This window comes from Vicinamibacteria bacterium (genome assembly GCA_035620555.1).
GTDB lineage: Bacteria > Acidobacteriota > Vicinamibacteria > Marinacidobacterales > SMYC01 > DASPGQ01.
On record DASPGQ010000203.1, the window covers coordinates 1 to 23,202 of the forward strand.

The 23,202-nt window shown below is 62.4% G+C and carries 20 protein-coding genes; 12 read left to right on the plus strand and 8 right to left on the minus strand.

Annotated elements, in window-relative coordinates; translation table 11 throughout:
* On the minus strand, positions 1 to 958 hold a 958-nt coding region (locus tag VEK15_08170; protein ID HXV60654.1), incomplete at its 3' end, for a UDP-glucose/GDP-mannose dehydrogenase family protein.
* 280 nt (positions 959 to 1,238) lie between these two features.
* Here VEK15_08170 and VEK15_08175 point away from each other — a divergent pair.
* From VEK15_08175 to VEK15_08185, 3 genes are all read left to right on the plus strand, one after another.
* On the plus strand, positions 1,239 to 2,351 hold the full coding sequence (locus VEK15_08175) for a glycosyltransferase family 1 protein (GenBank protein ID HXV60655.1): 1,113 nt from the start codon (positions 1,239 to 1,241) through the stop codon (positions 2,349 to 2,351).
* Positions 2,351 to 3,241 (plus strand): glycosyltransferase family 2 protein, encoded by an 891-nt coding sequence (locus VEK15_08180; protein ID HXV60656.1) that lies wholly within the window; start codon positions 2,351 to 2,353, stop codon positions 3,239 to 3,241. The genes VEK15_08175 and VEK15_08180 overlap by 1 nt, the downstream gene beginning before the upstream one ends.
* An 81-nt stretch (positions 3,242 to 3,322) precedes the next feature.
* On the plus strand, positions 3,323 to 4,273 hold the full coding sequence (locus VEK15_08185; protein HXV60657.1) for a glycosyltransferase: 951 nt from the start codon (positions 3,323 to 3,325) through the stop codon (positions 4,271 to 4,273).
* Between the two features lie 86 nt (positions 4,274 to 4,359).
* On the opposite strand, the gene VEK15_08190 is transcribed toward VEK15_08185, so the two are convergent.
* Complete coding sequence (locus VEK15_08190; GenBank protein ID HXV60658.1) at positions 4,360 to 5,331, minus strand: membrane dipeptidase; 972 nt, start codon at positions 5,329 to 5,331, stop codon at positions 4,360 to 4,362.
* A 289-nt stretch (positions 5,332 to 5,620) separates the two neighbouring features.
* On the opposite strand from VEK15_08190, the gene VEK15_08195 reads away from it, so the two are divergent.
* The 7 genes from VEK15_08195 to VEK15_08225 all read left to right on the plus strand — a co-directional run bounded on the left by VEK15_08195 (position 5,621) and on the right by VEK15_08225 (position 13,699).
* A complete protein-coding gene (locus VEK15_08195) occupies positions 5,621 to 6,115 on the plus strand; it encodes a PilZ domain-containing protein (protein ID HXV60659.1) in 495 nt (164 codons plus the stop codon).
* 81 nt (positions 6,116 to 6,196) lie between these two features.
* Complete coding sequence (locus VEK15_08200) at positions 6,197 to 7,324, plus strand: glycosyltransferase family 1 protein (protein ID HXV60660.1); 1,128 nt, start codon at positions 6,197 to 6,199, stop codon at positions 7,322 to 7,324.
* 8 nt (positions 7,325 to 7,332) lie between these two features.
* Positions 7,333 to 8,442 carry a glycosyltransferase gene (locus VEK15_08205; GenBank protein HXV60661.1) on the plus strand — a complete coding sequence of 370 codons (1,110 nt, stop codon included), beginning with the start codon at positions 7,333 to 7,335 and terminating at the stop codon, positions 8,440 to 8,442.
* Positions 8,435 to 9,871: an undecaprenyl-phosphate glucose phosphotransferase gene (locus VEK15_08210; GenBank protein HXV60662.1), complete on the plus strand. Its 1,437-nt coding sequence runs from the start codon at positions 8,435 to 8,437 to the stop codon at positions 9,869 to 9,871. The genes VEK15_08205 and VEK15_08210 overlap by 8 nt, the downstream gene beginning before the upstream one ends.
* Positions 9,872 to 9,884: 13 nt before the next feature.
* Positions 9,885 to 10,820, plus strand: coding sequence for a UDP-glucuronic acid decarboxylase family protein (locus VEK15_08215; protein HXV60663.1), 936 nt, complete (start codon positions 9,885 to 9,887; stop codon positions 10,818 to 10,820).
* 37 nt (positions 10,821 to 10,857) lie between these two features.
* Complete coding sequence (locus VEK15_08220) at positions 10,858 to 11,808, plus strand: TAXI family TRAP transporter solute-binding subunit (protein HXV60664.1); 951 nt, start codon at positions 10,858 to 10,860, stop codon at positions 11,806 to 11,808.
* Positions 11,771 to 13,699, plus strand: coding sequence for a TRAP transporter fused permease subunit (locus VEK15_08225; protein HXV60665.1), 1,929 nt, complete (start codon positions 11,771 to 11,773; stop codon positions 13,697 to 13,699). The genes VEK15_08220 and VEK15_08225 overlap by 38 nt, the downstream gene beginning before the upstream one ends.
* Before the next feature lie 17 nt (positions 13,700 to 13,716).
* Here the strand turns inward: VEK15_08225 and VEK15_08230 are convergent, their stop codons facing one another.
* From VEK15_08230 to VEK15_08240, 3 genes are all read right to left on the minus strand, one after another.
* Complete coding sequence (locus VEK15_08230; GenBank protein HXV60666.1) at positions 13,717 to 15,027, minus strand: aminopeptidase P N-terminal domain-containing protein; 1,311 nt, start codon at positions 15,025 to 15,027, stop codon at positions 13,717 to 13,719.
* Positions 15,024 to 16,169, minus strand: a complete 1,146-nt coding sequence (locus tag VEK15_08235) for an FAD-dependent oxidoreductase (protein HXV60667.1) — start codon at positions 16,167 to 16,169, stop codon at positions 15,024 to 15,026. Before VEK15_08235 ends, VEK15_08230 begins: the two co-directional genes overlap by 4 nt.
* 72 nt (positions 16,170 to 16,241) lie before the next feature.
* The gene (locus tag VEK15_08240) at positions 16,242 to 16,793 is read right to left on the minus strand and encodes a CDP-alcohol phosphatidyltransferase family protein (GenBank protein ID HXV60668.1); all 552 of its coding nucleotides are present in this window, start codon (positions 16,791 to 16,793) and stop codon (positions 16,242 to 16,244) included.
* Between the two features lie 143 nt (positions 16,794 to 16,936).
* Between VEK15_08240 and VEK15_08245 the strand changes: the two genes are divergently transcribed.
* A complete protein-coding gene (locus VEK15_08245; protein HXV60669.1) occupies positions 16,937 to 17,365 on the plus strand; it encodes a hypothetical protein in 429 nt (142 codons plus the stop codon).
* On the opposite strand, the gene VEK15_08250 is transcribed toward VEK15_08245, so the two are convergent.
* The 3 genes from VEK15_08250 to VEK15_08260 form a co-directional block, all read right to left on the minus strand.
* The gene (locus VEK15_08250; GenBank protein ID HXV60670.1) at positions 17,304 to 18,215 is read right to left on the minus strand and encodes an alpha/beta fold hydrolase; all 912 of its coding nucleotides are present in this window, start codon (positions 18,213 to 18,215) and stop codon (positions 17,304 to 17,306) included. The two genes, VEK15_08245 and VEK15_08250, sit on opposite strands and share 62 nt — an antisense overlap.
* Before the next feature lie 46 nt (positions 18,216 to 18,261).
* Positions 18,262 to 19,473, minus strand: coding sequence for an MFS transporter (locus VEK15_08255; protein ID HXV60671.1), 1,212 nt, complete (start codon positions 19,471 to 19,473; stop codon positions 18,262 to 18,264).
* Between the two features lie 73 nt (positions 19,474 to 19,546).
* Positions 19,547 to 20,629, minus strand: coding sequence for a tetratricopeptide repeat protein (locus tag VEK15_08260; GenBank protein HXV60672.1), 1,083 nt, complete (start codon positions 20,627 to 20,629; stop codon positions 19,547 to 19,549).
* Between the two features lie 205 nt (positions 20,630 to 20,834).
* Here VEK15_08260 and VEK15_08265 point away from each other — a divergent pair.
* A partial coding sequence (locus VEK15_08265) for a DUF349 domain-containing protein (protein HXV60673.1) occupies positions 20,835 to 23,202 on the plus strand: 2,368 nt, incomplete at its 3' end.

The window sequence follows — 23,202 nt, forward strand, 5'->3', positions numbered from 1 at the left end:
AGAGACCCCACACCGCAACCGTCTTGCCGTTCAAATCGTTCGCGAAATAGTCACGGATCTTCTCGAGTAGAAACATCTTCTGCCGGGAGTTCACCCGCTCGGTCGCATCGACCAGGGCGAGATCCATGCCCACGTCCCGTGCGGTACGGAGCAACGCTCGGATGTCCTTGGGAAAGCACGATCCGCCGTAACCGACCCCGGGAAACAAAAACGCATGTCCGATACGACGATCGGCGCCAACCGCGCGGCGCAGCTGGGCGACATCTGCACCCACTTTCTCGCAGAGCCTCGCCATCTCGTTCATGAAGGAGATTCGCGTCGCCAGCATCGCATTCGCCGCGTACTTGGTGAGCTCGGCGCTCTCCGGATCCATCACCATTACCGGATTCCCCGTCCTGACGAACGGACGATAGAGCTCCTCCATCACCGCCGCGACTCTCTCGTCGTCGGTTCCGATGACCACACGATCGGGCCTCAAGAAGTCTTCGATCGCCGCGCCTTCCTTCAAGAATTCGGGATTGGAAACGACGTTGAAAGGGTGTCTGGTGAACTTGGCGATCGTATCGCGCACCCGCCGGTTCGTTCCGATGGGAACCGTGCTCTTGAGGACCACGATCTTCTCCTCGTTCATGGCCCGGCCGATGCCCTCGGCGACGGCAATCACGTGCGACATGTCCGCCGAGCCATCCTCTCCGGAAGGAGTTCCCACGGCGACGAACAGGATCTTCGAGGAGCGCACCGCCGAGTCGAAGTCGGTCGTGTACGAGAGCCGTTCTTCGACGACGTTGCGCTTGACGAGCTCCTCGAGCCCCGGCTCGTAAATCGGGATTTCCCCCCGGCGGAGCCTCTCGATCTTGGCCTCGTCGATGTCCACGGCGATGATGTGGTTTCCGTTCTCCGCAAGACAGGCCGACACCACGAGGCCCACGTAACCCGTTCCTACCACAGATATCTTCATGAGCTCGAATTCTCCAGACTGGTGGGGGCCGAACCCAATTATGTTACACGGAGGCTGGCTTCGAAGCGAGCGTTTCGGAAGGGTGGTTCACCAAACTTACCCAAGGCGTGACTCCCATCCACGGATCTGCGGTCGCGCAGGGGACGACCCGGGGGGGACGGAGGCAGCCCCGCCTCTCGGCAGCGAGACGAGCGTCTCCCGGGGCGACTTTTCCCGCGATCGGGGCTAACATGCCACTCGTGTCGCTCTCAGTGCTCTCGAACCTGGCGGGTGGCGTCGGATGAGCTCCCCGCTCGTAATCGGAATCGACTTTCGACCGGCTCTCTCTCGGGCGACTGGCGTGGGCCGCTACTTTCAGGGTCTCGTGAGCGGCCTTGCGAGCGTCGACGGTGAGAACCACTATGTTCTCTTCTCGAGCTCGCTCAAGGAACGGCCCAGAGTCGAGAGACGTCCTCCGAATTTCGAGTTGGTCGACCGGCGATTCCCCGTTCGAGCTCTCAACGCGGCGTGGCATCGCGCCGGCTTCCCCCCGCTCGATTGGGTGACGGGCCGTTCGATCGACGTGGCCCACTCTCCGACTCCGCTTCTCCTTCCTTCCCTCCGGGGTCGATCGGTCGTCACGATTTGCGACCTGTTCTTTCTCGATCATCCCGAGGCGACGAGCCGGGAGATCCGTAGGGACTACGCCTCCCTTATTCGCTCCCACGTAAAGCGAGCCGACGCCGTACTCGCGATCTCGGAGACCACCGCCTCCGATGTCATGCGTCGGCTGGACGTCGCTCCCGAGCGGCTCTTCATCGTGCACGCCGGAGTCGATGAAAGCTTCCTGTACGAGACCGAGGAGAACCTCGAGAGCGAGAGGCCCTATTTGCTCATGGTGGCCACCGAGGATCCCCGCAAGAACGTAACGACGCTTCTCGAAGCACTCGCAAGACTCAAGGAGCGAGGCTTCGACGGCAGCTTGAAGATCGCGGGCAGCCCCGGGCTCGACACCCCTCGGATCCTCGACCGGATCGAGAAACTGGGGCTCACCGGCATGGTCGAGAGACTCGGCTACGTCGAGAGCTCGAAGCTGCCCAACCTTTACCGGCGAGCCCGCTGCCTGGTCGCGCCGTCCCTTTGGGAAGGCTTTGGGCTACCCCTTCTCGAGGCGATGGCGAGCGGGACGCCGGCCGTCGCGTCCGAGATCCCGGTCCATCGGGAGGTCGCGGGGGATGCCGCCCTCTACTATCCACCCGAGGATCCCGGGGCACTGGCCCAAGCGATCGAGCGAGTCTGGCTCGACGAGGCCCTTCGTGACCGGCTCATCGACGCGGGCTCACGGCGCGCATCCCTCTTTACCTGGGCGGCGTCGGCCCGAAAGGCCATCGCAATGTACCAGAGCCTCGCCTGATGGAGCTCACCGTCGTCATCGTCAGCTACAATGCCCGAGCGGAGCTCGAAAAGTGCCTCGCGGCGCTGTTCTCGCGCACCCACCTCGATTCCCTCGAGGTCGTCGTCGCCGACAACGCGTCCGACGATGGAAGCCGCGAGATGCTGGCCGAGCTCTTCGCTGCCCGAATCCGGTTGATTCCCTGCGAGGCGAATCTGGGTTTCGGGCGAGCGAGCAACCTCGGTTGGCGCCAGGCGAAGAGCTCTCTCGTGCTTTTTCTCAACCCGGATGCGATCGTGGGAGAGAGAGCCCTCGATCGTATGGTATCGGTCCTTCACCAGCGACCCGAGGTGGGTGTGGTCGGCCCACTTCTACGCTACGAGGACGGCGCGGTGCAGATGTCCGCTGGACAAATGATGAGCCTCGCGGCCGAGATCGGACAAAAGGCGTGGAACCGAGGCTACGCGCGTGGCCGCGGGCCGCTCAAGAAGGCAGTCGAGAGGATGTACTCTCGCGAACGTTTCGTCGATTGGGTGAGCGGTGCTTGTCTCATGACTCGACGCGATCTGCTCGAGACCACCGGAGGTTTCGACGAGACCTTCTTCCTCTACGCAGAAGATGTAGACCTGTGCGCCCGCATTCGCGCTACCGGGGCCAGGGTTCTCTTCACGCCGCGAGCCGAGGTGGTACATCTCGTCGGCCGCTCGGTGGCGAAAGACCGAAGCCGGGCGATTTTCGAAGCACAACGCAGCCGACTGTACTTCTACGACAAGCACCACGGAGGACTCCAGGCTGCTCTGCTCCGAGTGTACCTTGCGATGAAATCCGTCGTCGCTTTCCTCTTGTGGCCGCGCGATCGCGACGCTCATCGGAACGTGCTTCGTCTCATACTGTCTGGGGTCGACCGTTAGCCCCGAAACCATGTGCGTGAACGAAGTCCGCGGGAATCAAACGACCCGAGCTCGTTTCCGGCAACGGAGCATCCGAGAACGGTGAAGATCACTCTCGCCACTCCATCCTCTCCGCGCCCCGGAGTCGTGACGGGAAACGAAGTGACCGCCGCGAGATGGGCTTCGATCTTCACCGATCTCGGCCATTCAGTCGTGAGCTCGCCCGACGAGGCCGATCTTCTCGTTGCCCTCCACGCGAGAAGGAGCGCACCCGCCGTTCGTGCGTTTCACGACCGTCCCGTCATCGTCGCATTGACTGGCACCGATCTGTATCAGGATCTTCCCGGTGACGAGGACGCGCGCGAGTCCCTGAGACGTGCGAGTCGGGTCGTCGTCCTCCAGCCGGGCGCCCTGGACGTACTCGACGCGCCCACGCGAATGAAGACCGTGGTGATCTACCAGTCCGCCCGACCGCTGCACGGAGTCGCCAAGGTCGAGGACGCGTTCCAGGTCTGCCTCATCGCCCATCTCAGAGAAGTAAAAGATCCGTTTGTCGCTGCCGAAGCGACCCGGCGTCTTCCGGCAGACTCGCGCCTTCGTCTGGTTCACGCCGGCGCGGCGTTCTCGGAACCGATGCGCCTCCGAGCGAGCGAGCTGGTCACACTGAACCCGCGGTACCTCTGGCTCGGAGGCATCGGGCACCTGGAGTCGCGCCGCGTCATCGCTCGAAGCCACCTGATGCTCCTGACATCCCGGTTCGAAGGGGGCGCAAACGCCCTCTCCGAGGCTCTTGCCGCGGACGTCCCCATCGTCGCCTGTCGCGCCCCCGGTGTGGAGGGGCTTCTCGGTGGTAGCTACCCCGGACTGTTCGGGTCGGGTGAAATCGATGAGCTGGTGCGCCTTTTGATATCGGCGGAGCAGGACGCGGGATTCCGCACCGATCTCGAGAACGCCTGCCGGTCGCTTGCCACCCTCGTCGACCCCGCGCTCGAGAAGAGCGCCTGGGCTCAGCTCCTCGCCGGCGTGAGCGGAAGCGGCGCGACCTTCGGTTGACCGAGTCGCGACGAACGACCCTGGCTTTAGGCGTGGTCCCTCCCAAAGCAACGTGCGCCGTACGTCTGGTCGCGGCCTTCTATCAGCTAGCGGAACACCTCGGAGTAGAGCCGGTACAGGTTTGCGCCCAGGATCTTCTCGATCGCGTCGTCGGAGTAACCCCGGCGGGACAAGCCAGCCACTACGACCTCCATCCGTCGGGGTCCGTTCAGCTCGGAGATGTACAGAGGCCAGTGCTCGGGCTGGAACTGGGGGCCCTCTTCCTCCTGTAACTGGCGAATCTCTTCCGACGTGTCCTCGATGACACGATGGTCACGGTCGCTGCCGATGCACACGTGGTCGATTCCGGCGATGGTTACCGCGTGGTCGATGTGATCGAAGTAGGCACCAAGGTTCTCGGTGGTCGCCGTCGTCAGAAAAGGTCTTATCTGGCAGATTCCCACCAGGCCACCCTTGTCCGCCAAACGGCGAAGGTTCTCGTCGGTCGTGTTTCGAACGTGATGATGCACCGACTCGCAAGCGGTGTGGGAGACGATGATCGGCTGCTTGGAGATTTCGATGGCATCGGCCATGGTGGCCATCGATGCGTGTGACGCATCGATGAGCATTCCCCGAGCGTTCATCCGCTCGATCAGCTCGATGCCAAACGTCGTGATACCCCGGTTATCGCGTTCCCGACAGCCCGAGCCCACGTAGTTCTGATAATTGTACGTGAGCTGGATGCTCCTCACCCCGAGGTCGTGGAAGTGGTCCACACGGTCGAGATCCTTCTGCAACGGTGTGGAATTCTGAAACTGATAGAAAATGGCGAGCCGCCCTCGTTCGACGGCACGATCCACATCCTCCACCGAAGTCGCCTTCGAGAGATAGTCGGAGTGCTCGTGGATGTGGCGTTCATAGGCTTCGATGGCCTGGAGAGCCTCGTCGAAGGCCGTCTCCCCGTATGTCTTGGGATCGGAAAGCGTCACCGTTACCGAGCTCGTGCCGCTGGCAAGGATCTCCGCGATCAGCTTCATCGGATGGGTGAGCCGGATCTCCCCGAGTGCATCGAGAATCATCTTCTCTTTAGATTACTCCGCACGCTGGCTTGAAACGACATCCCCGGCGGGAAGCAAGGACGTCGTGAACGGCAAAGCTTCTCTGAGCGATTTCTCACGATGAGCTTGCGACTTTGCCAACTCAGGTCCCTTGCGTTTCTTTGATACTCGAACACATTATCGTTTTCTCTGGATGCAGTTCTAAGTCCTTGAATCCACGAGGCCCCGGGACCCTCGACTGACCTTTGACAAGGATGCCCCAAGACCTTAATATGCGGCTGTCAGACGACAATTCACCGGAAAACTTGCCGTGCCTTCGACGGAACCGCAGTACACCAAGCCCAGGAAGAGCCGGCGCTTGGCACCTCGTCGTTCGGCCACCGCGGCTTTGTATCAGGGCGAGCAGCAATTCGCCTACGGGGTGGTGACGAACGTGTCGGTCTCCGGGGCCTGCATCGTGACCGACGGCTCGCTTTCCCCCGGCATGGACGTCGGCCTCAAGCTCTCGTTTTACGACCAACCCCGACTCATCGAGACCGGTGCGCGCGTGGTTTGGAATCGCAAGGCCGCCCGATCCGACGTAGGGCTCGAAGGACACCAGTTGAACGGGGTCGTCTTCACTCTCACCGCTCCCCCCGAGCGCGCCCGGCTGGCCGCGTTGCTCCACTCCGACGGTTTCGAGCTGCTCTACGACCCTGACACGACGGAGTTCGATCGTCTCCAGCACTCACTCGCTTCCGAGCTCGCTCAGTTAGGAGACAAGCTCCGCAAGACCGTAGGTTCGCGCGAGAACGAGCCGGAATAGGCCCCCTTTCTTTACCTGCCCCAGGCGCTTCTGGTAACCTTCCCGCGCGGGTGCCGACCTATCGATACGAGCCATGAGAACGTGAGCCCTCTGCGGATCGCTATCGATGGCCGCAAGATCAACGACTTCGGCATTGGAACGTACCTCCGGAACCTGATTCGACTCCTTCCTCGACTCGACACGGTCAATGAGTTCCACGTGCTCTGCTACCGACAAGACGAAGACCTGCTGCGGTCCTTCTCCTCGGCCTGCCGGCCCGTCTTCGTCGGGGCGCAGAACTATTCTCTCTCCGAGCACTGGGCGATCCCTCTTGCCCTCAAGCGCATCCGTGCCGATCTGTTTCACTCTCCCCACTACGTGCTCCCCTTCGTCACTCCTTGCCCGGCGGTGGTAACCGTACACGACGTGATTCATCTGCTCTTTCCCCAGTACCTTCCCTCTCGATTCGCCACTCATTATGCGCGTTACATGATCGGCCGCGCTCTCTCCCATGCGAAGCTGGTGATGACGGTATCGAACGCCTCCAAGCGGGATCTCCTGGGTTTCTTCGACATCGACGGCGACAAGATTCGAGTGATACCGAACGGCATCGATCCGGCTCTCACGCGGGAGCTCGAACCGGAGGCCATCGAGCGCATTCGGCGGCGATTCCAGCTCACGGGACGAAACGCGCTCTTCGTCGGAAATATCAAGCCCCACAAGAACGTCGAACGGCTCATCGATGCCTTTGCGAGGCTGCGCGAGGACCCGGCATTCTCCGATCTGACTTTGATCGTGGTGGGCGAGGAGATCTCCAAATATCCAGCTCTCCGCCGGGCCGTCGAGCGCCACAACCTGAGGGCGTGCGTGCGTTTTTTCGGATTCGTGCCGGAAATGACCCTGGTGGGCCTGTACCGCGCGGCGGACATATTCGTCTTCCCCTCGCTCTACGAGGGCTTCGGGCTACCCCCTCTCGAAGCCATGGCCAACGGAACGCCCGTCGTGACTTCACGGATCTCGTCGCTTCCCGAAGTCGTGGGCGACGCGGCGATCACCGTCGACCCTTATGACATCGACGAGATCGCACATGCGATGAAATCGATTCTTACCGACGGGTCGCTGCGCAATCGCCTGATCGAAGCGGGCCACGCCCAAGCCCAGCGGTTCTCCTGGGAGAGCGCCGTGGCCCAGATCCATGCCGCCTATATGAGCGCTCTGGGAAAGAATTGACCGGCGCGGTGCGCGTCGCTCTGGTTCACGACTGGTTGACCGGGATGAGGGGCGGCGAGAAAGTCCTGGACGCTCTCGCCGAGCTGTTTCCCGAGGCAACCTTGTTCACCCTTCTACACGTTCCCGGAACCACCAGCCCCAGAATCGAATCGCTTCCGATTCGAACGGCCTTTACCCAGAGACTACCCGGGGTCGAGAAGCATTATCGTTGGTATCTTCCGCTGTTTCCCTGGGCGATCGAATCGCTCGACCTGGAGGGGTTCGACCTCGTCGTCTCGAGCTCGCACTGCGCCGCCAAAGGCATTTTCCCACCTATCCAGGGGTTGCACATCTGCTATTGCCACACCCCAATGCGTTACGTTTGGGATCGGTTCGTGGACTATTTCGGCACCGGCCCCGCGGCGCGTTTCGTCTATGGCCCGATCGCACGACGCCTTCGTGAATGGGATAGGGCGTCCAGCCGGCGCGTCCACCACTTCGTCGCGAACAGCCGCTTCGTCGCCGAGCGAATCCGCCGCTATTACGACCGCACCGTCGATGCCATCATTCCGCCTCCGGTCGATACCGAGTTCTTCGCGCCGAGAGAAGGACCACCGGACTCCTACTATCTGGTGGTCTCGGCGCTCGTTCCTTACAAGCGAATCGATCTGGCTCTCGAGGCCTTTCGCGGTCGGCCGGAGTCGCTCGTCGTCGTGGGCAGCGGGCCGTCCCGACGCCGGCTCGAATCGCTCGCCGGTCCCAACGTGAGCTTTCGCGGCTGGGTCGATCGGGAGGAGCTGAGGGACCTCTACCGCGGGTGCCGCGCCGTAATCCTTCCTGGGGTGGAAGACTTCGGGATCGTCCCGCTCGAAGCCCAGGCCTGCGGTCGTCCGGTGGTCGCGCTGGGAGAGGGCGGCGCGCTCGAGACCGTCATCGATGGCGAGACCGGCGTTCTCTTCAGCGAGAAGACCGGCAAGGCTGTAAGTGACGCCATTGACAAGGTTTCTTCGCTAAGGTTAAATTCTTCGGTCCTCCGGGACTGGGCATTGGGCTTCTCACTGGAACGGTTCAAGAGTCGGATGAGAACCTTCGTCCGGGAACGCACGGGTGCGCCAATGAAGGAAACGACCGATGGTTAAGCAGCAGAGCCGCCTCTGGACGTGGCTCTACGTGGTCGCGGATCTCGTCGCCACCTACTCCGCGTTTGCTCTGGCTTACTTCACCCGATTCCACGCGGATCTGTTCACCGTTTCCAAGGGAGTCAATCCTTTCACCCAATATCTTCTACTCGTTCCCGCGGTCACCCTGATCTGGCCTGCGCTGTTCTACGTGCACGGCCTGTACAGTCTCAAGCGCCTCCGCTCCCGCACCGACGAGATCTTCTCGATTATCTGGGCGGTAACCATTGGCACCGCCATCACGCTCTTCATCGCTCTCTACGCGCGCGTCTACTACCTGTACGGTCCGCCGGAGGTGTCCGGACGTTACGAGTACTCCCAGCTCGTTCTTGGGCTGTTCGTCGTGTTCGACATCGCCCTGCTCGTCGCCGTCCGTACGTTGATTCGTCGCCGGCGCGAAGCCCGCTGGCGACGAGGAGTCGGGCTGCGCAACATCCTGATCGCGGGAGCCGGTCGGCTAGGTCGCACGGTTGCCGACAAGCTCATCGATCACCAGGAGCTGGGCTTTCGCGTCGTTGGTTTTCTCGACGATCGCTTCCGCGGGGAGTTTACCGGCCATCGCGGGGTACCCGTTCTCGGAGGCTTCGACGACATCGGCACGGTGGTCGAAAGAACCACCGTCGACTCACTGTATATCGCGCTTCCGCTACAGGCCCACGACACGATTCGCGATCTCGTCGGCTTCGCGAAACGTGAGGCGCTCGACGTCAAAGTCGCCTGGGACTATCTGACCGACGTGACGACCAGGGCTGGCGTCGAAGACCTCGACGGCATGCCGATCATCAACCTCTCGGAGCCACCCATCCGGGGTTGGCACTGGTTCGCCAAACGAGCCATGGATGTCGCCGTCTCCTCTGCGGCGCTGGCTCTGCTCGCGGTACCGTTCGCCGTGATCTCGTTGCTGATCAAACTGACCTCGAAGGGGCCGGTGCTGTACAAGCAAGAACGCATGGGTCTGGACGGCAAGCCCTTCACCATCGTCAAGTTTCGCTCCATGTACCATGACGCCGAAAAAGAAAGTGGCCCGGTCTGGGCAACATCGAACGATCCGAGAAGAACTCCAATCGGGCGCGTGCTCCGTCGATTCAGCCTCGACGAGCTGCCCCAATTCGTGAACGTGCTCAAAGGTGAGATGTCGCTCGTTGGACCTCGGCCAGAGCGTCCGAGCTTCGTGAAAGAGTTCAAGGAACGTATTCCCCAGTACATGCTGCGCCACAAGGTCAAGTCGGGCATGACGGGCTGGGCCCAGATTAACGGCTGGAGAGGAGACACCTCGTTGGAAAAGCGCATCGAGCACGACCTCTACTACATCCAGAACTGGTCGCTCGGCCTCGACCTGAAGATTCTCTGGCGCACCTGGCGCGCCGTCTTGCAGAAGCACGCCTATTGATCCCGCTAGACCTATGACGAGAACGCTCATTACCGGCGCGGCCGGCTTCATCGGTTCCCACCTGGTGGACTATCTGCTCACCCAGGGGCACGAGGTCATCGGTATGGACAATTTCATCACCGGGGACCGAGCCAACCTGGCTCATGTGACCCATCCGAAGTTCACCCTCATCGAGCATGACGTGACTCAGGAGATCCGGGTGGAAGGGCCGCTCGATAACATTCTCCATTTCGCCAGTCCCGCAAGCCCAATCGACTATCTCGAGCTCCCCATCCAGACGCTCAAAGTGGGATCGATCGGAACTCACAAATCCCTCGGGCTCGCCAAAGCAAAAAACGCCACCTATCTGCTCGCATCCACCTCCGAGGTATACGGCGATCCGCTGATTCATCCGCAAACCGAAGATTACTGGGGCAACGTGAACCCCATCGGGCCAAGAGGTGTCTACGACGAGGCCAAGCGCTTCGCCGAAGCGATGTCCATCGCCTATCATCGATACCATGGGGTCGACGTTAAAATCGCCAGGATCTTCAACACCTACGGACCACGCATGCGGGTGCGCGACGGCCGGGCGATCCCCGCCTTCATCAGTCAGGCTCTCGCCGGCGAGCCGCTGACCGTTTTCGGTGAGGGAAAACAAACGCGAAGCTTCTGCTACGTGAGCGATCTCGTCGAAGGTCTCATTGCTCTTCTTCGCTCCAGCTACAACGAGCCCGTCAACCTCGGCAACCCTTCGGAGATGACGATTCTCGAGTTGGCCCAGAAGATCAAGGAAAAAACCGCTTCGATGAGTAACATCGTCTACCGGCCTTTGCCGGTGGATGATCCGAAAGTGCGCCAGCCTGACATTTCACTCGCGAGAAGACTGCTGGGCTGGAATCCGCGCGTTCGACTCGACGATGGGCTGGCGGAGACGATCGACTATTTCCGAAAGAAGCTCCCCGCTTAGAATCGCCCTCCGGCCAAACGTGCTACCATCGCGCCTCATGTTGCGGGCGCTCTGGCCCCTCGCTTTGCTTCGACTGGCCCATCCGCTCGCTGCCACGGAAGCTCAAACGCTCTCGATCGCCACGGGGAATCCGAGTGGACTCTACTATCCGCTCGGCGGGGGGCTCGCTTCCGTCTGGTCCAAGCACGTTCCCGGAGTCAACATCAAGGCCGAGGTGACCGCGGGCTCGGTCACGAACCTGATTCAAGTTGCCAAGCTCGAGAGCGACATCGGTCTGGCGCAGGGCGACTCCGTCGCCGACGCCGTTCGTGGAGCAAACGCTTTCCCCAAGCCTCTGCCCCTTGCGGTCCTGGCGAAGATGTATCCCAACGTCGTGCATCTCGTAACCGTCGAGGGCTCTGGCGTCGATTCGGTCTCCGACCTCCTCGGGAAGAAGGTCTCCGTCGGCCCGCCCGGCTCGGGGAACGCCGTCACGGCGTGGAACATCCTCGACGCTGTGGGTATAGGCGAGGACGAGTTCGTCGTCAGGCAGCTCAATTATGCCGAGACGGCCAACGGGTTGAAAGACGGCGTCATCGATGCCGGGTTCATCGCCGGAGGAGTCGGGATCGCCGCCATCGTCGAGCTCGCGGCCGCTCGTGATATCGCCCTCGTGCCTTTCACCGACGAAGAGATGGCAACGATCTCCGCGAGGATTCCCGCCTACTCGTCATTCTCCGTTCCGCGCGGCGTCTATCGGGGCGTGAACGAGCCGGTTCAGACACCCACGTTGTGGAACTTCCTCGTCGTCCACCAGTCCATGGACGAGGAGACGGCATATCGTCTCGTAAGAGCAATCTTCGATCATCGAAGCGTGCTCGAGTCCATCTCGCAAGTTGCCCGGTTCATCGTCCCGGAAACCGCGGCCGACGTCGGTGATCTACCGCTCCATCCAGGCGCGAGACGCTACTATGACGAGGTACTCCACGATCGCGTCCGCGGCCGCTGAGAACCGATCCGCGAGCCCGTTCGCTGGGGTCACTGGAAAGCTCATCTTTCTCGGCGCGGCAGCCCTTTCCGTCTTCCAGCTCTGGCAGAGCGTTACCGGATCCATGGCGGCAACGGTCCTGCGCCCGGTTCACCTCGCGTGGGTGATGGTCCTCATTTTCCTCTCTCGCCCGCGAGGGCGGACGACAGCGGAACGCGTGATCGACGTCACGCTTTGTCTCGCCTCTCTCTACTGCGGCTACGTCATCGCCGCTTTCGACTACCGGGGCATCGACCACATTCTGTACGGCCTCAGCGGCCACGATTTCGCCGTAGGCGCGACGTTCATGCTACTTCTCTTCGAGGCGACACGCCGAACCGTCGGCTGGGCCATGGTCGCGATCGCAGGCCTGTTCGTCCTGTACAACGCCTTCGGCAATCTTCTCCCCGACGTCATCGCCAATCGGGGCTTCACGTTCGAGCGCATCGTCCGGTTCGAGGTATTCACCGGCGCCGGCCTCTTCGGCACCCCGCTGGGAATCGCCATCAGCACGGTGTTCGTATTCGTCGTGTTCGGAGCCTTTCTGGAGGTTACTGGCGCCGGTCGATTCTTCATCGACCTCGCTTTCGCCGCCGCGGGTCGCTACCGGGGTGGCCCGGCCAAAGCGAGCGTTCTGGCGTCCGCCGCGATGGGCTCCATTTCCGGCTCCGCGATCGCGAACACGGTGACCACGGGCTCGCTCACGATTCCCATGATGAAGAAGCTCGGGTATCGCGCCGACCAGGCGGCGGGCATCGAGGCCGCTGCCTCCACCGGCGGTCAGATCATGCCGCCCATCATGGGTGCGGGAGCCTTCATCATGGCGGAGTTCACCGGAACACCCTACGACGATATCGTCGTCGTCTCGATCGCACCCGCCTTGCTCTATTTCGTGTGTACGCTGGGTTTCGTACATTTGATCGCCGTCAAACGAAATCTGAGCCCGATGTCCGATCTTCCCTCACTGAGAGCAACACTTCGCGACGGCTTTCATTTTCTCCTTCCGCTGGGTCTCGTGACCACCTTGCTATTGATGAACTACTCGCCTCCCCTCGTGGGGACGGTCGGGTGTATTGCGGTCATCACCACCGGGGCACTACACCCGCGCACGCGAATCGACTGGCGGGTCTTGCTCGAGGCCCTTGCTCGGGGCGCCCTCCTGGCTCTACCGATCTCGACGGCCTGTGCGACCGCAGGCATCGTGGTGGGAGTCATTGGACAGACGGGCCTGGGTTTGCAGTTCACCGAGTCGGTCGTGGAGCTCGCTTCGGGAGAGCTCTGGCTTGCCCTTTTGCTCGTCGCCAGCGCCGCGCTCGTTCTCGGGATGGGTCTCCCGGTGACGGCTGCCTACATCGTGATCTCGGTTATGGCCGCCCCCGCCCTCGGAGACATGGGACTTCCCCTGCTGGTGGCGCATATGATCGTGTTCTGGCTCTCCCAGACCTCGAACGTGACTCCCCCCATCGCCCTCGCCGCTTTTGCCGGGGCGGGAATCGCCGGGGCGCCGCCCCTCAGTGCCGCGGTCGAAGCCATGAAGCTTGCCGCTGGCTTCTTCATCATCCCGGTGATGATGGCCTATTCGTCTCTGCTGTTCCTTGACGGCGTCTCCTTGTTGGAGGGCGTTGCTTCGATCGGCCTGACTCTCGCTCTCATCGGCTGCGTTACGGTCATGGTCGAAGGATATGCTCTGGCTCGGCTACGGACGCTCGAAAGACTCGGGTTCATGCTGGCGGCGTCGATGATCGTGTACCCGGCAACGATCTCACGTCTGGCGGGGATCGGCCTGGCGCTCGGGACACTCGCGGTGCACTGGACCCGCCTGCGCGCTCATCCGCCCGCGAGGGCTCGGTCGATTTTGGCCGACGACGAGTGATCCGGGTTCGAGAGCCATCACGACTGGCAGAGGGCCTCGATCTCGGCAATCTCCTTCGGAGCGTCTTTAGTGAGCACACGCGAACCCGTACGGGTGACGAGGACATCGTCTTCGATCCGAACTCCGATGCCCCGATAGGCGCGAGGAACGGAACGATCGCGCGCGGCGAAATAGAGACCCGGTTCGATGGTGAGCACCATTCCCGGCTTCAACACCCGCGGCTTGCCGTTCACGTCTTGATAGCCCCCGACGTCGTGAACATCCATACCGAGCCAGTGACTGGTCCCGTGCATGAACCATCGACGGTAGCGTTGCTTTTCGATCAGCGACTTGCGGTTGCCTCGCAGTACCCCCAGCCCGACGAGTCCTCTCACGATCTCGTTGATCGCCGCGCGGTGGGGAGCGTCCCAGGGTCGGCCGGGACGAACCGCGCGAATGGCCGCCTTCTGCGCTCTCAGCACGATGCGATAAACGGCTGCCTGCCCGTCGCTGAACCGGCCGGAGACCGGAAAGGTTCGCGTGATATCGGCGGTGTACAGATTCGCTTCGGCACCGGCGTCCACCAGCACCAGATCGCCTGCCCGCATTCGCCGATCATTCGAGACGTAGTGAAGCGTGCAGGCGTTGGCACCGCTCGCGATGATGGACTCGTAACCATTTCTGGGTGAGCCGCGTCTTCGGAACTCCGCCTCGATCTCCGCCTGAAGCTCGTATTCCATCATTCCGGGCCTCGCCGCACGCATCGCACGACGGTGTCCGGCGGCTGCGATTTCCGCGGCCCTCTGCAAAAGGGCGATCTCCTGGGCATCCTTGAGGAGGCGCTCGACCGCGATCACCGGACGCGGGTCCTCGATGGCCGGGTGAGCCGCAGGATTCCCCCGAAAACGAGCCACGGCGTTACGCTCGAAGACTCGGAAGAGCGAGCGATCCATCGTCTCGTCCGAGCCCAGCGTGTAGAACAACCGCTCCTCTTCCAGAAGCATCTCTTCGAGCCGTTCGTACAACGCTTCGATGGGGTGAGCCTCATCGACGCCGAGACGCGCCACGGCCCGACGCGGCCCGAGCCTCGGACCGTCCCAAGCCTCGCGGCTGGGATCGCGGGGGCGCAAGAACAACGTCGCCCGGTGGTCCCGGCCGTCGATGCGACGGGCGACGAGCACGGCTTCCGGCTCCCCGAAGCCCGTCAGATAGTAGAACGTGCTGTCGGGTCGATAGGCATGGTAGACGTCACCGTTGCGAAGACGCAGAGGCGCCGTCGGGAGGACGAGAAGACCGTCGCCCAGCCGGTTCAATATCTTTTGACGGCGACGCCGATAGACTTGCGTCAAATGACGTTGTACTCCGCGACCGCTCGCGATCCGAACCTGTCCAGAGAGTAGGCGGAAAGGTCTACAGAACGGGCCAACCCTTCGGTAACCAGCTCCGCCACGGCGATCCCAACGGCGGGAGCGTGCTGCATCCCGTGCCCCGAGAAGCCGTTGGCGCAGACGAAATTCTCGATTCCGGGTGCATGCCCTATGACGGCGTTGTGATCCGGCGACACCTCGTAGAGCCCTGCCACTCCACGGGAGATTTCCGCCTCCTCGAGTCTCGGCACGCGGTGCACCGCGTGCTCGCTCACCCGAGCGAGGAAGTCCCAATCCACGTGCTGATTGAAACCCGGGGGTTCGCTCGGGTCGGACTCGCCGACGAGCATCCCGCCGCTCTCCTTGTGCATGTAGACTCCCGACCCCCAGTCGATGAGGAGCGGAAAGGTGTCACGAGCCCACTCGAGCGGCTTGGTAACGAAGTACTGTCTGCGGACTGGCTCAACGGGAATCTCCAGTCCCGCGAGCTTTCCCACTTGCTTTGCCCAGGGGCCCGCGGCGTTCACGACCGTCCCCGTCTCCCAGCGCTCGCCACGCGCGACGAGGGCGACCGCGCGCGTTCCCACCACTTCGATCGACGTGACCTCGCTCGATGGAACGAAAGTAGCTCCCCGTCGGCGAGCCCCGCTCGCGTACCCTTGCACGATGGCGTGCGGATTCGCGATGCCATCTTCTCCACAGAAGGTTGCCGCTACGACGTCGTCGGTTCGAAGCTCGGGAACGATCCGCCGTGCTTCCTCCGGTGTGAGGACTTCGACGGGGACCCCCAACTTCCGCTGTTTTTCCGCGTTCGTTCGGAAGGTGTCGGCCTGCCGCTCCGAGGTGAGCACGAACAAATAGCCGTTCTGTTTGAAGTCCACCGGGACTCCCAGCTCGTCGGGAAAGCGCTTCAATGCCGCGATACTGACCCGCGACATCTCGACGTTGGCTTCGGTGGAGAATTGCAGCCGAACGCCACCCGCGCATTTGGCGGTGGAGCCGGTGCCGAGTGCCTCTTCCCTCTCGAAGACGAACACCCCACGAGCTCCACGCGATGCGAGATGGTACGCGATCGACGTACCGATGATGCCGCCGCCGATGATGGCGATGTCCGCTCTCTTCATTCGAATTTCCAGAGTATCACGCTCGAAGACCCTCGACGGTCTGGCTGACAGAAGCGGCGATCGCCATCGGCCTCATCCCGGCTCGTCTTTCAATAGATCGTGGCCCATGTACAGATATTGGATTCCCGATAGCGCGACGAGGCTCATCGTGACGGCGAAGGCGGGAACCGTAAAGGGGTGCTCCTCCCCGCGGTAGTTCCCCCAGAGGACAATCAAAATCATGACGAGATGAGCGACGGTGGTTGCTTTCCCGAGGAACGTGGGAGTGAAGCTACGTCGGCCGATGGCGAGGTGGAACACTAGAACCGCCAGGAGGATCAGGGCATCGCGACTGATCGAGACGATCGCGATCCAGGCGGGAATTCGAACGGCCAGCGACGGGTTGGGAACCGAGAGAACGATCAAGGAAGCCGTCACCAGGAGCTTGTCGGCCAGCGGATCGAGCATCGCTCCGAGCTCGGTCCTCTCGCTACGCACGCGGGCGGCGAGGCCGTCGAGTCCATCCGTGACCCCGGCGATGGCGAACACAGTGAGCGCCCATCCGAAGTGGGCATAAACGACCAAGATCACGAGCCCGGGCACCAGGGCGATCCGCAGCAACGTGAGCTGGTTCGCCAGAGTCATCCGCGGATTCTCGCCGCCCCCTTGGCGTTTCTCATCTGAGCCGAGAGCGGGTATACTTTGTCCGCACTTTTCCGGGATTCGTTCGGCGACCCGACACGCCACGGACCGACTGGAAGCAATGGCGCGATCTTGGGGAGACGTTCATGGCGAAAGTCAAAGTGGTCAAGTGCATGCTCCGTTCCCCGGGGGAAGCTCCGATGGTGCGGTACATTCTCCATCGCGAGTTCCAGCTCTGGAAGTATTTCATGAGTCATTCCCACAACAAGATCGTCGAGGGCGAGGAAGTCTCGGTGTGGGTGGATGCCCAGAGCTACTCCGAGAAGCCACCCCTTCAAGCCCTCCCGCTCGAGGGCGTCGTGCGCGTGGACCTGCAGTATTGGGATCGCACCCTGAAAACCGCCGCCCTGGCTCAGCGATACTTCCCCTTGGACGAGTACGAAACCATTAGAGACATCTTTTTGAGCCATTACCCCGATCCCACCGCCCTTGGCCCACTGAGCTCGCAACGCATCAAGGAGACCCGCGGCTACTACGTTCATCCGCGGCTCCCGGTTCTCGTGCCCGAGATATAGTCAGGTCCAGCCTCCTCAAAAAATCGAATATCACGCTCCGATAGGAATCAGGATCGGTGCGGTAAGCGGCCCCGTGTCCCGCGCCGGGAAAAACATGAAAGGCGCTCGCGGGACTGGCCGAAGCTTCATAGAGCTTGCGTTGCAAGTCCGGGGGCATCCGCTCGTCGCGCTCGCCGGCAACGATGAGCAGCGGTCGCTTCCCCATGGAGCGGACCGCCGGCTCGAGCGCGAAGGCCTGGCGATCGAAGCCGCCGCGGAGCTCGAGAAAAAAAAGAAGTGCGTCGGCGAAAGGAAACCGCGGCAGCCCGAAGATCAGGCGCACGTGATGCACCACGGTTTGCTCGATGTCGTAAAAGGGACTATCGGCTATTACCGCGGCAATCTCGGGTGTATCGCGAGCCGCGAGTATCGCTGCGACCGCTCCCATGGACACCCCGTAGACGAGCACCTTCGCCCCCGGCTCGCGTCGACGGAGGAATGCGACCGCGCCCTCGAAATCCAGTCTTTCCGCGTAGCCCAGGGTGGTTCGATCTCCACCGCTCGCTCCGTGACGACGGAGGTCGAAGACGAGCGTGTCGAACCCGAGCTTTCGGAACAGCGCCGCGCGGTCGAGAACCTCTTTCCTCGAGCGAAACAACCCGTGGCAAACGGCGATCGAGGCTTCTTGGCTCTCCCCGTCGAGGAACCATCCCCGCAGGGGAACGCCATCCGACGCCTCGAACTCCACTTCCTCGAACTCGAGGCCGTAGTCCGCGGGCGTAGTGGCGTCTCGCAAGTCCATTGGACGCGTTCCCGCCCGGGTGATCAGAAACGCAAAGAGGTAGGGAATTCCGATAGTTGCGAACAACACGCTGGCTCCGAGCAAAATCAGCAGAACCCGCCTCCACCTCCTGCGATTAGCCAAGATGCTCGGCCCTCCGCGGCTCCTCCACGAGCATCAGCAGCGCGAATGCAAGAAAGCTGAACCCGGCCGTAAACCAGCAAACTTGGGTAAAGCCGCTCGACTCGTAGAGGCTCGCTCCGAGCGCGGCGGCAGCCGCCATTCCGCACTGTGACAGTGTGTTTCGAAACGCAACGTAGGAGCCCCGCTCCTCCCTGGCGACCAACTCGGTGACGAGCGACTGAAGGGGTGCGATGCGGGCGGCTGCGGAGAGTCCCACGAGGCCGAGCAATACGTAGAGAGTGTACCCGGCTGCGTAGGGCACGAGGACGACCGCGAGCCCGAGAACGACGCTTCCAGTCAAAGCCACGCGAAGCTTGCCGATCCGATCCGAGATTCTCCCCGCGAGGAAGGCGCCCACGAGACTCGCAAGCCCGCACAGAAGGAAGACGAGCCCGATCTCGGTCAGCGAAAGAGAGAACCGCTCACGGAGATAGGCTCCCAGAAAGAGCAAGAAGCCGGCGAGACCACCGGTAACGAAGAAAGCCGACAGCGCCCCCGCGGCCGTTGAGCGCGCCGTCAGAAAAGCCCAGTAGCGGGGCCAGCGTTTGGCACTTGGAGAAGCCGACACCGGCCCTTCTCGAAACCAGACTTGAATGAACCAGGCACAAAGGACACCGGCCGAGGCAAACGCAGCATAATTCGTTCGCCATCCCAAACGGTCGGCGGCCCAGGACCCGAGGGGCACGCCCAGGATCGGCGCGGCAAAATATGCCGCCGCAACCCAGCTCATGATCCGGCCGCGACGCTCGTAAGGCACGAGGTCTGCGATGCCGGCGACGACCAAGGCGGAAATGACTCCGGCGCACGCCCCGGTGAGGATGCGAGCTACCGCGAAAACCACGAAAGTATCGGCGAATACGACCAGACCACTGGCGAGTGCGAAGCCGGCACCGGCGAGTACGAGGAAACGTTTGCGGCCTGACGCGTCGGAGAAGGGACCAACGAGCAGGGCGGCTAGCGCCGCCGCGAGGGCGTATCCGCTCACCGTCCTGCCGACCGCCGCCTCTCCCGTCCCGAAACTCGAAGCGATCTCCGGGAGAATGGGAGCGATGAGCTGATTGTCTACCAGCCCGAGAGTCAGGAGGCTCACGAGAGCGCTGACCAGCCGCGCTTCCCCGGATGTCGCCTCGGCTTTGCCCAGCGTTTGCGCAGAATTTCCACTCAAGCGGTGCCCCCGGAGACTGATTGACGAAGCCAGAACAGCAAGAGGGTCCTCACCATCGAGCCGGTCCCACCTATCACAAACTCGCGAGACGTCGCTCGATTTCGAGCCTTTCCATCTCTTTGCCGGCAGGCAGGAGGCCGAGCGCTTTTTCGAGGGGATCTCGTGCCTCTCGCCGCCACCCGCGCCGGACGTAGAGCTCGGCGATCCAGCTGAGGTATTGCCATCGGTTCTCCTCGTCGGTGACCATCAAGCGATCGCAGGCGGCGAGGCCCGCTTCCTCGTCGAGCCGATACGACAGGACGAGCTCCGCCACTTCCCGGTTGTAGGGAATTTCGTCCGGAGCCAGGGCGCAGGCTCGATTCAAGAGCTCGAAGGCCGCTTCGATCTGTCCCTCCCTGAGCTTCAATCGGCCCGCCTCGAAGAAAGCCTCGTGAAACGTCGGCTCGAGTTTGACGGTCTCTCTGAAGCTCTCGAGTGCCTCGTCGGCGCGTCCGAGACCCGAGAGCGCCTTGGCAAGAAGAAAAATGGACGTCGGACTCCGCTCTCCCCGATTGATCAGCTCGGTTAGTTTGCCACGGGCTTCCTCGAACCGACCGCGCGCGATGCTGACCGCCGCCAGCAGGACGATGCCTTCCGGATCGTCCGGCTTCGAACGTTGCGCTCGTTGCAGGCATTCATGAGCCTCCTCGAACCGTCCCGCCATGCTGAGGGCTCTCCCCAGCTCCAAGTGAACGACGAACGACGACGGGGACTCCGAGGAGGCCTTGCGAAGCAATGCGACCGCGCGATCGGCGGTGCCCTGGACCAAGGCAACGTAGCCAGCACGGAAATTCCGACCTAGAATCCGATAGGATTCCGCCCGCGGCTCCGCCTTGTCGCCGATGGCGAGCTCGAACAATTCGTCGAGCCCCGGCACGAAGTCGTCTTCGGTCGTCTCTCGGATCCCATCCGAGGCTTCCCCGGGTCGGCTCAATCGTTCGCAGGTTCCGATGAGGCCGTCGAGCGGGATTCGTCGTAGGTCCCCCGCCGTCAGCACCGAGCGCGCTCGGAAATACTCCGACCGGGCTCGCTCGAACTCACCCGAGAGGAACAGCTGATCAGCCCGCTGCTTCAATCGCTCATGGCCAAGAAGTCGATTCCACAAATAAGTGAGCATGGCTTCCGCTTGTCGAAGATTGTCCTTCGCTTCTCCACTTTCTAGTACTCAATGCCGTGGCGGGACCTGTAATTCACCGGCCGCCACGGCTCGGGGCTGCTTACGGCGCGGCAGGCGCGCCGGGCTCGCTCCGCTCGCGCAGGGTGGGAGTCTTCATCACCCTGCCCGTTTGCGGTATATTAATCCTTGCCCATCCATCGGTCATATGAGTCTGCTCGATCGCCTTCGACCGAAGTGGCAGAACACTGACCCAGAGGTTCGCGCCCAGGCCGTCAAGGATCTCGACCGAAACGAGACCGAGCTGCTTACGTCGGTTGCCACCGAGGATCCGGATCTCAGGATCCGCCGTATGGCGATCAAGAAGCTCGACGCTCCCCGACTGCTTCTCGACGTCGCCGAACGAAACGACGATCCCGCGGTCAAGCGGTTCGCGCGATCCAGAGCACGACAAATTCTCGTTCGCATCGCCTGCGACGAACGGGACGCCTCCGAGTCGAAACGTGCCCTAGCGCTGCTTTCCGATGGTTCCGACCTGGTGACGGTCGCGGACAAGGCCTGCTTCCCCGAGGTTCGTGAGGAAGCCTTCGGGGCGATTGTCGACGACGATTCCCTCGCGACGCTGGTCCTGAAGTCTCGCAATCCCGAGCTTCGGACGGCGGCGCTCGAGCGGATCGAGTCTCCCTCCGCCCTCAAGACCATCGCAGTGAAAGACGACGTGGGAGACGTGGCGCTCGTGGCCCTGGGCAAGCTCGAGGACATCCGTCTCCTCGAAGCGGTCGCGGGCCACCGCGGCGCGAGCCGATCCGTGAGGCGGAACGCGTATCTCAAGCTGTCCCGGCTCGTCCCCTCGGATCACCCCATCAAGATGCGAGCGAGGGAAAGGAAGCTCGAGAAGATCTGTCGGAACGCCGAGCGCCTGGCGACGACTCTTGTCGGCGTGACGTCGAGCGAGCTCGAGGCGCTCGAGAGAGACTGGAGTGCAACCGAGGCAGAGGGAGCGGCTCCTTCGAAGCTCGCCGAGCGATTCCAGGAGAGCGTGGCGCGCATCCGCGAGTTTCTTCTCAAATGGGAGCGAGCCCGGGTCTCCGCAGCAGAGCCGCAGGGCGACGTGGGGCCCGCCGCTCCTCGCCCGAGCTCGGGGGACGGGATCCCGGCCGCCACGGAGCTGGAGTCTGTACCGAGCGAGGAGATCCAGCCGAGCCAGATCGAGGATGCTGCGGAGAGGGATCGCCCCGACAACGACGCGTTGACAGGAGCCCTCACGAGCTTTGTCGAGCAAGCCGAGCTCGCCTCCCAACAGGAGGATCTGGACGAGGCGGGCAAGGCATTCGCTCTCCTCGAGGAAAAGTGGACCCCGTTGGCGAAGGATGCGAGCCGGGAAATTGCCGAGCGGTTCCGCGACGCGCAAGAGGTCCTTGAAACCCGGCGAAGATCGCTGCTTCGTGAACGAGAAAACGCTCGAGCCGCCGAGACGCTCGCCGAGCTCGAGGCCCGAATCGACCGCCTGAACGAGCTGGCAAAGGAAGACGAGGTCGGAATCCGCAGGGCGGAAAAGGAGCTGCGCGAAGCACAAGACTTCCTCAAGACGATGGGTCCCCTACCGAAGAGCGTGAACCGAAGAAAACTACGGCGGCGCCTCATCGAGGCGCGGGAGCTTCTCTTCAAGAAGACGCAGGAAACCCGAGGCAATGAAGAGTGGAAACGTTGGGCGAACTCGGACATCCAGGAGACCCTCATCCGTCGCACCGAAGCGCTCCTCGAATCGAAAGACTTCCCCAAGGTGGCGCGGGAGCTCCGCTCGATACACGAAGAGTGGAAAAGGGCAGGGTCCGCGGAACCCGACAGAGCCGACGAGCTCTGGCAGCGGTACAAGTCCGCTCGAGACGAGCTCAAGTCCCGCTGCGACGTTTTCTTCGAGCAACGAATACAGGAACGTTCCGGGAACGTGGAGAAGAAACAGGCCCTCATCGAGCGGGTGGAAGCACTGAAGGATTCAGAGGACTGGCTCCGTACCGCCGACACGATCAAGGAGATTCAGAGGGAATGGAAGCGGATCGGCCCGCTTCCCCCGGACGTCTCTGACGAGATGTGGGGTCGCTTCCGAGCGGCTTGTGATCACTTCTTCGCGCGACGCAAGGAGGATCTCGGCCGACTCAAGGCCGAGCGGGACGCCAACCTCGAGAAGAAACAAGCTCTGTGCGAGCGAGTGGAGACGCTTCAGGACAGCACCGATTGGCACGCGGTCGCCACCGAGATCAGACGACTCCAAACCGAATGGCGTGGGATCGGGGCGGTGCCGAAGAAGAAATCAGATGCGATTTGGAAGAGGTTCCGCGCGGCCTGCGATCACTTCTTCGAACGTTACAAGCACCGCGATCAGGTGGAGCTGATTGCGAAGGCGGCGCCGCGCGAAACCATCATCCGCGAGCTCGAATCGCTGCTTCCTGCGGATGGCGCTGACGGTACCGTGCCGCCCGACAACCTGTATGAGCGGGTGCAGGAGGCGCGGGCACGCTGGCAGCAGGCACCCGAGGTCGCGCGTCACGTACAGCAGGAAATGGCGGCACGCTACT